Source organism: Deltaproteobacteria bacterium (genome assembly GCA_011375175.1).
Lineage (GTDB): Bacteria > Desulfobacterota > GWC2-55-46 > GWC2-55-46 > DRME01 > DRME01.
On the sequence record DRME01000136.1, the window covers coordinates 1 to 12168 of the forward strand.

Consider the following 12168-nt stretch of genomic DNA (forward strand, 5'->3'; position numbering starts at 1 on the left):
CCCTCCAAAAACTTTTAACGCGAGTTGGTTTCCCCCTGTTTTGCCTGGCAAAACAGGGGGAAACCAACTCGTATTAAAAGTCTTTGAAGGGGGTCTGGGGGAAACTTTCTACAGAAAGTTTCCCCCAGAGCAATAAATCAGAGCTTCCTTGCGGAAGGATCTCACAAGGCAAGACCCCCGGCCCTTGCGTTCGGGGCCGGGGGTCTTTGGGGACAGGAAGGACCTCCTGGTGTCAGGGGTCTTCCGGGGCGAAGCCGTCGGCGTCCTATTTCCAGGCGCCCGTGGAGTGCGAGGACTTGAAGAAGTGGATCCTGCCTATGGTGGCAAAGAAGTCTGCCGAGGGGTCCGCTGCGGCGGCAGCCTTTTCGGCCGTGTCCTCGTCGATGACCGACGTGTTGAACGTCTTGTCGACCGTCACGAAGCGTTCGTAGTGTATGCCGTCGGTAGTGCAGTCGAAGGTGTTGACCGTCACGGGGGCGCTCCCGATCTGGTACTCGGCGCCGCCGATGAACCGGCAGGCCACGAGCCCGTGATCGTTGAATCCGCTGTAGCGCTTGCTGCTTACGGCGTCAGCGCCGGACGCGAGGGCCGCCACGATGAGTGCCGCCATTATCGCCGTTGTGGTGTTCTTCATCTTCATCACCCCCTCTTACTATACTTATCGTCATTGGCCTGTAAGAACTGTAGCTCTATTCCAATAAATTAGTAACATGTGTAACTGCGGTGAAAGGGCCGTTAAGCTATTGACTTGCTTTTTGTCGTTGAATTTTCTATATTAAGGAAGCAAGGAAGCTCTGGCTTGTTGCACCGGGGGAGACTTTCTGTAGAAGGGCCAATGTCCACGTTTCCCCCTGCCCCAGCCAGCGTATGTTACTCGGTTCTTAGGCCGTACCGGGGGTTCGGGCCGCAAAGGCGTAAAGATCCCGCCTGGCGCGGCCCGAACCCCCGGTACGGCCCTCCGAGGCGGCCGGCGCGCTCTTTCTGCCTCCCATGAAAACAAGACCGTTGCTCAGAGGCTTTTTCATCGCCGTGCTCGTCGTCGCGGCCGCCTGGTGCGACGCTGCGGCGGCGCAGGCCCGCCTCGACGATGTGAAGGTATCGACGGACCCGCCCTTCACCGTCTCCTTCGCCGTGAGCGACGCCTTCAACGACGACCTCGTCGAGGCCATAAGGAGCGGCATCCCCACCACCTTCACGTACGTGGCCGAGCTCCACAGGCTCAACACCCTCTGGTTCGACGAGCCCGTTCAGAGCTGGACCTTCAGGCACACGGTCAAGTACGATACGCTCAAGGAAGAGTACGAGGTGACCCTCGGCGAGAAGCCGGGAGAGGAGCCTGGCTCGAAGGTGAGGACCAGGGACTTCGACGAGATGAAGCGGCTCATGGCGACGGTCGATGACGTGGCGCTGAGGCCGGAACATAAGCTCGAAGAGGGCGCAAGCTATGAGCTCAGGCTCATGGCGAGGCTCAACGCCGTGGACCTGCCTGGCATCCTCGACTACATCTTCTTCTTCGTCAAGTTCTGGGACGTTGAGACCGACTGGTACGTCCACGGCTTCGTCTACGGCGGGAAGGAGCAAGGGGGGGCCGGCGCCGGGGGACGACGATGAACGAGACCTTCAGGATAGAGGCGGACAGGAAGAGGCGGCGCCGGGAGTTCTATATAATCCTCGCGGTCATCCCCCTCATCGTCCTCCTCATCTATCTGGAGAGCCACGTGGCCGTCATCAAGGACGTGCCCGTCTCCACCAACATCCTCGTCTTCGGCCTCATAAACATCAACATCATTCTCCTCACCCTGCTCATCTTCCTCATCCTGCGCAATACGGTGAAGCTCTTCTTCGAGAGCAAGCGCAGGGTGATGGGCTCGCGGCTGCGCACAAAGCTCATAACGGCCTTCGTGGCGCTGAGCATCATCCCCACGTTCCTGCTCTTCTTCATCGTCATAGGCTTCATAAACAAGAGCATCGACGGCTGGTTCGACATAAAGATCGAGGATTCGCTCGAGGACTCGCTCGAGCTCGCCCAGAACTACTACCGCGACACGGCCGACAAGACCCTTTCGGCGGCCCGCCGGATAGCCGACGACCTGAGCACAAGCGGGCTCGTCTTCCGAAAGGTCGGGATCTGGCGCCTCATAGAGAGCCAGCGTCGCGCCGGGGACTTCGCGACCGTCGAGGTCTTCAGCTCCCAGGGCACGCGCATAGGCTACGCCATATCGAGAAAGGTCACCAAGACCATGGTCCCCAACATCGCTCCCGAGCCGGTGGCGGACTCGCTCGACGGCGAGGCCTGGAGCTTTGTGGAGACCATGCCCATAGGCGACGTCGTGCGGGGTCTCGCACCCATACACTCGGTGGACGGTGAGCGCGTCATAGGGGCGGTGGTGGTGAGCTACTACGTGCCGAGATCGCAGATAGCCAAGATGCGCGAGATATCGTCGGCCTTCGAGAACTACAAGCAGCTCAAGCTCCTCAAGAATCCGGTCAAGGCGAGTTACTTCACCATATTGCTCGTCATAACGCTGCTCATCGTATTCTTCTCCATATGGATAGGCCGCTACATAGCCCGCGAGATAACGGTGCCCATCCACGAGCTCGCCGAGGCGACCCACGCCGTGGCCAGCGGCGACCTCGACGTGCGCATAAACGCCGAGAGCAAGGACGAGGTGGGGCTGCTGGTGCGCAGCTTCAACCGCATGACCGAGGACCTCAAGGCCGGGAAATCGAGGCTCGAGGAGGCGAACCTCAGCCTGCGGCGCACCAACACGGAGCTCGAGCAGCGACGCCGCTACATCGAGATCGTGCTCAGCAACGTGCCGGCCGGCGTCATATCCATCGACAGGAGCGGCCGCATCACCTCGCTCAACCGCGTGGCCGCCGACATGCTGGGCACCAGCGAGTCCGCGGCCCTGGGGAGCAACTACAAGGACATCCTGCGCTCTCCCGAGCGCAACGCCCTGCGCGAGATGATAAGGGAGATGAACGAGCTCTCCGTCGAGTCCCTGGAGAGGCAGATGAAGGTGCGCATAAAGGGCAAGGACCTGACCGTGCTCGTCAACCTCAACGCCCTGCGCGACGAAGGCGGCGACTACATCGGCATGGTCGCCGTCCTCGACGACCTGACCCACCTGCTCAAGACCCAGCGCATGCTCGCCTGGAAGGAGGTGGCCCGCCGCATAGCCCACGAGATAAAGAACCCGCTCACACCCATAAAGCTCTCGGCCCAGAGGCTGCGGCGCAAGTACCTCCACGCCTTCGACGACAACCGCGTCTTCGACCAGTGCACGGCCACAATCATAAGGCAGGTCGAGGAGCTCAGGATACTGGTCAACGAGTTCTCCAGCTTTGCGCGCATGCCGGCGGCCGACCCCTCGCCCGACGACCTCAACGCCCTGGTGGACGAGACCGTGGCCCTCTACAGGGCCGGACGCAGGGAGATGGAGATAAGGACGATACTGGACCCCAACCTGCCGGTCCTCGACCTCGACCGCCGCCAGATAAAGCGCGTGATCATAAACCTCCTCGACAACGCCATAGCGGCTGTGGAGAAGGGCGGAGACATATGCGTGGAGACGCGCTTCGACATGGAGCTCGGCCTTGCGAGCCTCGAGGTGAGGGACACGGGCGCGGGCATAGACCCCGAGCTCAAGGACAGGCTCTTCGAGCCCTACTTCTCGACCAAGAAGTCGGGCACCGGCCTGGGGCTGGCAATCGTCAGCAACATCATAGCCGACCACAACGGCTACATGAGGGTGAAGGAGAACGTGCCCCGCGGCACGAGGTTCATCATCGAGTTTCCGGTAAAGGCGGCGGCCGTATGACGAGCGTACTCGTCGTAGACGACGAAAAGGAGATAAGGGACGCCCTCGAGGGCGTGCTCAGGGACGAGGACTACCGGGTCCTCACGGCCTGCGACGCCGAGCAGGCCCTCGCGGCCGTAGACGCCGGGGAGCCGGACATCGTGCTCCTCGACATATGGATGCCCGGCATGGACGGCCTCGAGGCCCTCGAGCGGATAAGGACGAGGGCCGCCCACCTGCCGGTCATCATGATCTCCGGGCACGGCACCATCGAGACGGCCGTGAAGGCCACCAAGCTCGGCGCCTACGACTTCATCGAAAAGCCCCTGTCGCTGGACAAGGTGCTCCTCGCCGTCGAGCACGCCCTGGAGAAGAGGAGGCTCGTCGAGGAGAACGAGGCGCTGCGCCGCAGGGAGCTCGAGCGCTACGAGATGATCGGCGTCTCCAGGGCCATGAAAAAGCTCAGGGACGACATAGCCCGCGTGGCGCCCACAAACGGCTGGGTGCTCATAACGGGAGAGAACGGCACGGGAAAGGAACTCGTGGCCCGCAACATCCACATGTTATCGAAGAGGTCGGCAAAGCCCTTCGTGGAGGTAAACTGCGCGGCCATACCGGAGGACCTCATCGAGAGCGAGCTCTTCGGCCACGAGAAGGGCGCCTTCACCGGCGCCGTGGCGCGCAGAAAGGGGAAGTTCGACCTCGCCGACGGCGGCACCATCTTCCTCGACGAGATAGGGGACATGAGCCTCAAGACACAGGCAAAGGTGCTGCGCATCCTGCAGGAGCGCAGCTTCGAGCGCGTCGGCGGCACGGAGAAGATAACCGTCGACGTGCGGGTCATAGCGGCGACAAACAAGGACCTCACGGCCGAGATGGAGGCAGGCAGGTTCCGCCAGGACCTCTACTACAGGCTCAACGTCATACCGTTCCACGTGAAGCCGCTGCGCGAGAGGACCGAGGACATCCCGGTCTTCGTCGAACACTACCTCAAGGAGTTCGCCCGCGAGACGACCCGCGAGCCGCTGAAGATATCCGGCGAGGCCGTCGATATGCTCAGAAGGTACAGGTGGCCCGGCAACGTGCGCGAGCTCAGAAACCTCATCGAGCGGCTCGTCATCATGGCGCCCGGGCCGGTCATAACGCCGGCGGACCTGCCGCCCTACGTCAGGGGCGAGGGCCTCAAGAGCCGCGGCCTTGCGGCCGCCACGCTCCGCGAGGCGCGCCGAGACTTCGAAAAGGAGTTCATCTGCCGCAAGATAGAGGAGTTCGGCGGAAACATAGCCAGGGCCGCCGAGGCCATGGGCATAGAGCGCAGCCACCTCTACAGGAAGATCAAGAGCTACGGCATAGACGTCTGAGATCGGTCGGGCCGGACCCGTCAGGGCGGGGGGGAAGGGGAGGAGGGGGGGAGCGCCCCTCCGGCGGCCCTCGGCGGCGCGCGTCTTGACTTGGCCCGATCCATGTGTTCTAATTCCAGTATGGGGGGGAGATTTCCTCGATATCTCGGTAACTCTCCGTTATCGTCTCACCGAGGGAACTCTCTGTAGAAGGACCACAGGCGGCGCGGCGCCCCTGTTCGGCGGCGCGGCGGCGATGGTCGCCCTCCACGGCCGAAGGCGGCGCGGCAGTGCGGCCCCCTTTCGCCCGTCCCGGCTTCGCCTTTGACGCCATGAAGATCAGGGTATTGATAGCGCTGAGCAACATGCTCTTTTCCAGGGGGATCGCCGGGCTCCTCGCCGCCGACGACGGCATCGAGGTCGTGGGCATCCACAAGACAGGCTCCAGGGCCTCCGAGGCCGTGACCGCCGCGGCCGACATCGTGCTCGTCGACCTCATGACCCTTTACAACGACATGAAGGACGGCGGGGGCGGAAAGGGAAAGACCGGCCGGCGTCCCCGGTACCTGCTCCTCGATACCCAGTGCGGCGAGGAGAACATCGTCTCGGCGCTAATCACCAAGAAGGTGAGCGGCGTGCTGCGCGCCGACGCCACCGAGGCGCTCCTGAAGAAAGCGGTGAGGGCCGTTCACGGCGGGGAGGTATGGATCGACAAGGCGACGGTCAAGAACCTCCTCTACGGACTCGACGCCCTCAAGCAGCACAAGGCGGCGACGCTGACAAGACGCGAGCTCGAGATCGTCTCCCTCATAAGCGAGGGCTGCAGGAACAAGGAGATAGCCGCCAAGCTCAAGATAAGCGAGCCGACGGTGAAGGCCCATCTCAACCGCATATTCGGCAAGCTCGACATCCACAACAGGGCCCAGCTCGTCACCTACGCCGTGCGCAACGAGCAGCTCAAGGGGCTGTTGCCGTCGGTCGACGTGAGCGGCAATGAGTGAGCTCCGGGCGCGGCCGTCGGCGCACGGCGCCGGGTTGTGCTCCGGCGCCGGCGGGACCCCCCTCTTCCGCCGCCCCGCAGGGGGACGTCTGAGCCGCGCAGCGACCGTCTCGTACCGGCCGGGCCTGCCTGAACTCGTCCGGATCGAAGTATGACAAGGCAGCTTCGAATCGTTAATATCCTTCTGCTTCTGTCTCTATTTCCCCTCTCATCGGTCCTCGTAAGGGATTACGTCGTCTACAGGTACTCGGCGCCCCCGGCCCCGGTTCGTGAGAGCGGGGTGACGCCTGCGCCCGCCATGCCGGCCTTCGACGACTACCGGCCCGTCGTCGAGAGCGGGGTCTTTCCCTCGAAGACGCGCAGGCTCACGGCCATAGACATGGCCGCCGCGTCGGCCGCCGAAGAGCGGGGGGCCGGGGCGAAGGCGGGGCCGGCGGTCAACGAGAACCTCGTGCTCCTCGGCGTGGTCACGGGACCGCGCCTCTACGCCGCCTTCCATGACAGGAAGAGCCGCAGCGAGGAGGTCTTCGCCGTGGGCGACGAGCTCTTCGGGAGCGGCACCATAGAGGAGATTACGGCCCGGGGCGTGCGGGTCAGGGTCGGAGCGACGACGGTGTTCTATACCATCGACGAGGAGGACGACGGAGCCGCCGGGCGGGCGGCTACACCGTCGCTTGCGCCGCCCGTTGAGAGGGGGCGCCCGCCCATGACGGCGCCTCCATCGGGACCGTCGCCGCTCTCCAAGAAGGTGGGCGAGGGCGAGTGGGTCATCGACAGGCAGGCCGTGCTCGCCGCCCTCGAGGACATGAGCCAGGTCCTCTCCGACGCAAGGCTCTTCCCCAACACGGTGGACGGCAGGATCAAGGGCTTCCGCGTCACGGAGGTCAGGCCCAGGGGGATATTCGACGCCATAGGGCTCAGAAACGGCGACGTGCTGCTCAGCGTCAACGGCTACGAGATATCGAGCCCCGAGCGGGCCATACAGGTGCTCACGGGCCTGAAGGGCAACAATTCCATAAGGCTCGACATCATAAGGGACGGGCGCAACGTGAGCTTCAACTACCGCATGCAGTGAGCTGCGGCGCAAGAGGGGGACGGTGACCCTTACGCACAAACAAAAGGCTCGGCCCGCGGCGGAGACGGCGGCAAAGGCGGTGCGCTCTGCGCGGGGGATCTTCCTGGCCGTCGCCGCGGCGCTGGCGCTCATGGCGGCGGCGCCGGCGTCGTCGTGGTGCGCCGAGAGGGGGAAGGGAGACGACAACGCCCGTTACACCATAAACTTCGTAGACGTGGAGCTCTCCACGCTCGTCAAGGTCATAAGCGAGATCACGGGCAAGAACTTCATATACGATACGAACCTGAAGGGCAAGGTCACCGTCGTCTCCCAGGCGAGGCTCACGGAGGACGAGGCCTTCAACCTCTTCGCCTCGGCCCTGGAGCTCAAGAACTTCACCCTCCTGCCCACGGCCGGGGCCTACAAGATCGTCCCCTCGGCGCTCATAAAGCAGAGCGGCGGGAAATTCGTCGACGAACACACGCCGGCGCTCGCCGACGAGTCCTACGTGGTGCGGCTCATAACGCTCGAACACATCTCGACGGCCGAGGCGCTGCCCGTGCTGCGGCCCTTCATCTCGCGCAACGGCTACCTGGCGGCCTTCGGATCGAGAAACGCCCTCCTCGCCTTCGACACGGCCCTGAACGTGGACAAGATAGCCGCCATCGTCAGGGCCGTGGACGTGGAGAGCGAGGACGTCACCCCCGAGATAGTCTACCTGAAGAACGCCAGGGTCGAGGCCATAGCGCCGGTGCTCAAGCAGGAGGAGCAGCGCCGCAGCGCCGCCAAGGGCGGCGCTGCGGCGCCGGGGGCGCAGCGGCTCACCGTCCTGCCCGACAAGCGTCTCAACGCCGTCGTGCTCCTCGGCCCCGAAAGCCAGACCAGGGAGATGAGAAAACTCATCGAGATGCTCGATCTCCCCTCTCCCGAGACGGCCAGCGCCATCAACGTCTACTATCTTGAGAACGCCGACGCCGAGGAGATGGCCAAGGTCCTCGAGGGGCTCCTCAAGCCCAAGGCGGCCTCCAAGCAGCCCGGCGCGCCGCCTATCGAGCTGCCCAGGGAGTTCTCGGGACCCATAGCCATAACGCCCGACAAGACGACCAACGCCCTCGTCGTCATGGCCTCACCCGAGGACTACAAGAGCCTTCTCAGCGTCATATGGAAGCTCGACCGCAGGCCCAAGCAGGTCTACGTGGAGGCCATGATAACGGAGGTATCCATAGACAAGGCCCTCGAGCTCGGCAACACCTGGCGCTATACGGGCACCAAGGGCGGCCGTCCCATAGCCATAGGCGGGCTCGGCACCATCGACTCCTCGGCCGTGCAGTCCGTCATGTCGGGCCTTGCGGGCCTCACGGTGGGCGGGCTCGGCAACTTCCTCAGCGTCCCCTACACCGCCCCCGACGGAACGGTCAAGACGCTGTCGGCCCCCGGCTTCGCCATGCTCTTCAGCCTCAACCAGTTCAAGGACGTGGTCAACGTCCTCTCCACGCCCCACATCCTGACGAGCGACAACATCGAGGCCGAGATAATGGTCGGCGAGAACGTGCCCTTCCTCGGACAGTTCGAGCGCCAGCCCACTACGACCAACCAGCCGCTTCTCCAGTCCATACAGCGCAAGGACGTGGGCATAACGCTGCGCATAAAGCCCAAGATAAGCGAGGGCGGCTTCGTGCGCCTGGACATATTCCAGGAGATATCGGCCGTGGCGCCCAAGACCGTGGCCTCCCAGGCCGGCGCCACCGACCTCATAACCACCAAGCGTTCGGCCAGGACCGAGGTGGTCGTGCAGGACCGCCAGACCGTCGTCATCGGTGGGCTCATCCAGGAGAAGACGACGGACAACATCACCAAGATACCCTTGCTCGGCGACATACCGTTCATAGGCTCGCTCTTCCGCTACAAGAAGGAGGAGAAGCGCAAGACCAACCTCCTGGTCTTCATAACCCCCTACATAATCGAAGACTTCGAGGACCTCGAGCGGCTCAGAAACCGGAAGATAGAGGAGTTCTCCGAAGCCATGCCCCCGGGCGGCAGACCCGGCGCTCCAACGGACCGCCCTCCCTCGCAGGGCGGGGCGGAAGAGAGCGGCGGGAGTTCGGGCGCGGCTCCGGCCGCCGGGACTGCCTTCACGGCGGCCGCCGCAGAACCGGACCTGAACGACGAGTTCTACGAATTTTATTAGGGAAACTCCGATTTATTGCACTGAGGGAACCTTTTTGTAAAAAGGTTCCCTCAGACTCCCTCCAAAAACTTTCAATGCGAGTTGGTTTCCCCCTGTTTTGCCTGGCAAAACAGGGGGAAACCAACTCGTATCGAAAGTCTTTGAAGGGGGTCTGGGGGAAACTTTCTACAGAAAGTTTCCCCCAGGGTAATTAATCGGAGCTTCCTCGGACACAGGCGAGCATGAGCGATCTTATTGGAAAGGAAACAGAGCGCGGCGTTTCGTTTGGAGCCGTGAGTGTCGACGATCTCGACCCCTCGCTTCTGGAGCGCGTGCCGCTCTCCTTTGCCAGGAAGAACCTGGCGTTGCCGCTGAGGATCAGCGACGGCACGCTCGAGGTGGCCCTGGCCGACCACGGCGGCATATTCGCCCTCCACGACCTGGAGCGGCTCTTCGCCGTGCCCGCCAGGGCGGTCATGGCGCCGCGCGAGGTCATAGTGGACGCCATAAACAGCTTTTACGACCGTCTCTCCGGCTCGGCCCAGGAGGTGATAGAGGACATGGGCGACGAGGGGCTCGACGCCATAGCCACGGCCTGGGAGGAGCCCAAGGACCTGCTGGACCTCACCGACGAGGCGCCGGTCATAAGGCTTCTCAACTCCCTGCTCTTCCAGGCCGTCAAGGACCGGGCGAGCGACATCCACATAGAGCCCTACGAGCGCGAGGTCGAGGTGCGCTTCCGCGTGGACGGCGTGCTCTACGAGGTCCTGACCCCTCCCAAGCTGATCCAGGAGGCCCTGGTGAGCAGGGTGAAGATCATGGCGGGGCTGGACATAGCCGAAAAGCGCCTGCCCCAGGACGGCCGCATCGGGATTCTCGTCGCCGGCAGGGAGATAGACGTGCGGGTCTCGGTGGTGCCCACGACCCACGGAGAGCGGGTGGTCATGAGGCTTCTCGACCGCCGCGGCGAGGCCATAGGGCTCGAGCACGTGGGCCTGCCTCCCGAGGGGCTCGATACGCTGCGCTCGCTCATCGGACGCACGAGCGGCATAATACTGGTGACCGGTCCCACGGGCTCGGGCAAGACGACGACCCTCTACGCCGCGCTGCGGGCCATAAACTCCATGGAGCGCAACATCATAACCGTAGAGGACCCCGTGGAGTATCACCTCAAGGGCGTAGGCCAGATACAGGTCAACCCCAAGGTGGGACTCACCTTCGCCGAGGGCCTGCGCTCCATACTGCGCCAGGACCCGGACGTCATAATGGTGGGCGAGATACGGGACGCCGAGACGGCCGAGATAGCGACCCAGGCGTCGCTCACCGGCCATCTCGTCCTCTCGACCCTCCACACAAACGATACGGCCTCAGCCGTTACGAGGCTCATCGACATGGGCATCGAGAAGTTCCTCGTCGCCTCCAGTCTCACCGCCGTCCTCGCCCAGCGGCTCGTGCGGGTGCTCTGCCCCCGCTGCCGCGAGTCCTACGAGCCGGACCGCGCCGGGACGCGCTGGTTTGCGCAGCCGCCCCCCAGGCTCTGGAGGCCCGTCGGCTGCGACGAGTGCTTCAACACCGGCTACCGCGGCAGGACAGGCATATTCGAGATGCTCGTCGTGGACCGGGGGCTTCGAAGCGTGCTGCTCGAGCACCAGGACGCCGACACGATAAAGGGCTACGCCGTGGAGCACGGCATGAAGACCATGTTCGAGGACGGTCTGGACAAGGCGCGCCGCGGGGTTACGAGCGTGGAGGAGGTGCTGCGCGTGACCCAGGACGAGCAGCCCCTGTGAGCGGCGGCGCGGTTGTTGCGGGCTTTTCGGGGAGTTCGTCGCTCTCCAGGCCCCGCCGCCCGGGGGCGGCGGGGCCGTAGCGCAAGGGTATGCCGACTTTCAGGTACAGGGCCTACGACGACGCAGGCAGGGCCGTAAGCGGCGAGCTCGAGGCCGAGGGTCTCAAGGACGCCGTCGAGAGGCTGAGGCGCAAGGGGCTTCACCCCAGCAAGGTGAGCGCCGCCGCCGCAGCCGCTGCGGGCGGCAGGGCGGTGGGCGCCGACATGCTCGCCCTCACGACCCGCCAGCTCGCCACCCTTCTCGGCTCCGGCTCGCGGGTGACCGACGCCCTCTCGGTCCTGGCCGACGAGGGCGGCTTCGCAAGGCTCCGGCCCGTGCTCCTCGACATAAAGGACAGCGTCGCCCAGGGCAACTCGCTTGCCCGCTCGCTGGAGACGAGGCCCGACATCTTCTCGCCCCTTTACCGCGGGCTCGTCGCGGCCGGCGAGGCGAGCGGCTCTCTGGACAGGGCGCTTGCGCGTCTTGCCGACTACCTCGAGACGAGGGCGAGGATAACGCGGGAGGTGAAGGCGGCGCTCGCCTACCCGGCGCTCATGACCGTCGTCGGCACCGGCGTGCTCACCTTCCTCTTCATCTTCGTCGTGCCCAAGATAACGCGCATCTTCGAGGAACGGGAGGCGGCGCTGCCCTGGATGACCGTCGTGCTCATGGCCGTGACCGACCTTGTGAGCCGCTACTGGCCGTATCTGCTCATAGCGGCGGCGGCCGTCGCCGCCGCGCTGAGGGGGCTCTTCAGAAGCGGCGCGTACAGGGGGCGGCTCGACGCCTTGCTGCTCCGTGTCCCCTGGTTCGGGCGGCTTCTCGTCCACTTCCACACGGCCAACATGGCCCGCACGCTGGGAAGCCTGCTTCTCGGCGGCGTGCCGCTTCTCAAGGCCCTGGAGATGACCCGCGGCGCCGTGGACAACAGGGTCTTCGAGGAGACGCTGGAGGCGGCGCAGCGGCGGTGCGCCG

At 64.2% G+C, this 12168-nt stretch carries 9 protein-coding genes; 8 read left to right on the forward strand and 1 reads right to left on the reverse strand.

Annotated elements, in window-relative coordinates:
- Positions 1-265: 265 nt before the first annotated feature.
- The gene (locus ENJ37_10695) at positions 266-634 is read right to left on the reverse strand and encodes a hypothetical protein (protein HHL40962.1); all 369 of its coding nucleotides are present in this window, start codon (positions 632-634) and stop codon (positions 266-268) included.
- Positions 635-990: 356 nt separating this feature from the next.
- Between ENJ37_10695 and ENJ37_10700 the strand changes: the two genes are divergently transcribed.
- From ENJ37_10700 to ENJ37_10735, 8 genes are all read left to right on the forward strand, one after another.
- On the forward strand, positions 991-1611 hold the full coding sequence (locus ENJ37_10700; GenBank protein HHL40963.1) for a DUF4390 domain-containing protein: 621 nt from the start codon (positions 991-993) through the stop codon (positions 1609-1611).
- Entirely contained in the window at positions 1608-3824 is a 2217-nt protein-coding gene (locus ENJ37_10705; GenBank protein ID HHL40964.1) for a HAMP domain-containing protein, read from the forward strand. Before ENJ37_10700 ends, ENJ37_10705 begins: the two co-directional genes overlap by 4 nt.
- Positions 3821-5164, forward strand: a complete 1344-nt coding sequence (locus tag ENJ37_10710) for a sigma-54-dependent Fis family transcriptional regulator (GenBank protein ID HHL40965.1) — start codon at positions 3821-3823, stop codon at positions 5162-5164. The genes ENJ37_10705 and ENJ37_10710 overlap by 4 nt, the downstream gene beginning before the upstream one ends.
- A gap of 311 nt (positions 5165-5475) precedes the next feature.
- Positions 5476-6144 (forward strand): response regulator transcription factor, encoded by a 669-nt coding sequence (locus ENJ37_10715; GenBank protein ID HHL40966.1) that lies wholly within the window; start codon positions 5476-5478, stop codon positions 6142-6144.
- Positions 6145-6294: 150 nt separating this feature from the next.
- Positions 6295-7218: a PDZ domain-containing protein gene (locus ENJ37_10720; GenBank protein HHL40967.1), complete on the forward strand. Its 924-nt coding sequence runs from the start codon at positions 6295-6297 to the stop codon at positions 7216-7218.
- 22 nt (positions 7219-7240) lie between these two features.
- Complete coding sequence (gene gspD, locus ENJ37_10725; protein ID HHL40968.1) at positions 7241-9385, forward strand: type II secretion system protein GspD; 2145 nt, start codon at positions 7241-7243, stop codon at positions 9383-9385.
- A 221-nt stretch (positions 9386-9606) separates the two neighbouring features.
- Positions 9607-11154, forward strand: a complete 1548-nt coding sequence (gspE, locus tag ENJ37_10730; protein HHL40969.1) for a type II secretion system protein GspE — start codon at positions 9607-9609, stop codon at positions 11152-11154.
- A gap of 89 nt (positions 11155-11243) precedes the next feature.
- The coding region (locus ENJ37_10735; protein ID HHL40970.1) for a type II secretion system F family protein at positions 11244-12168 on the forward strand (925 nt) is incomplete at its 3' end.

Coding starts and splice junctions, on each gene's coding strand:
- ENJ37_10695 (HHL40962.1), bottom strand. CDS start 634: ATGAAGAACACCACAACGGCGATAATGGCGGCACTCATCGTGGCGGCC.
- ENJ37_10700 (HHL40963.1), top strand. CDS start 991: ATGAAAACAAGACCGTTGCTCAGAGGCTTTTTCATCGCCGTGCTCGTC.
- ENJ37_10705 (HHL40964.1), top strand. CDS start 1,608: ATGAACGAGACCTTCAGGATAGAGGCGGACAGGAAGAGGCGGCGCCGG.
- ENJ37_10710 (HHL40965.1), top strand. CDS start 3,821: ATGACGAGCGTACTCGTCGTAGACGACGAAAAGGAGATAAGGGACGCC.
- ENJ37_10715 (HHL40966.1), top strand. CDS start 5,476: ATGAAGATCAGGGTATTGATAGCGCTGAGCAACATGCTCTTTTCCAGG.
- ENJ37_10720 (HHL40967.1), top strand. CDS start 6,295: ATGACAAGGCAGCTTCGAATCGTTAATATCCTTCTGCTTCTGTCTCTA.
- gspE (HHL40969.1), top strand. CDS start 9,607: ATGAGCGATCTTATTGGAAAGGAAACAGAGCGCGGCGTTTCGTTTGGA.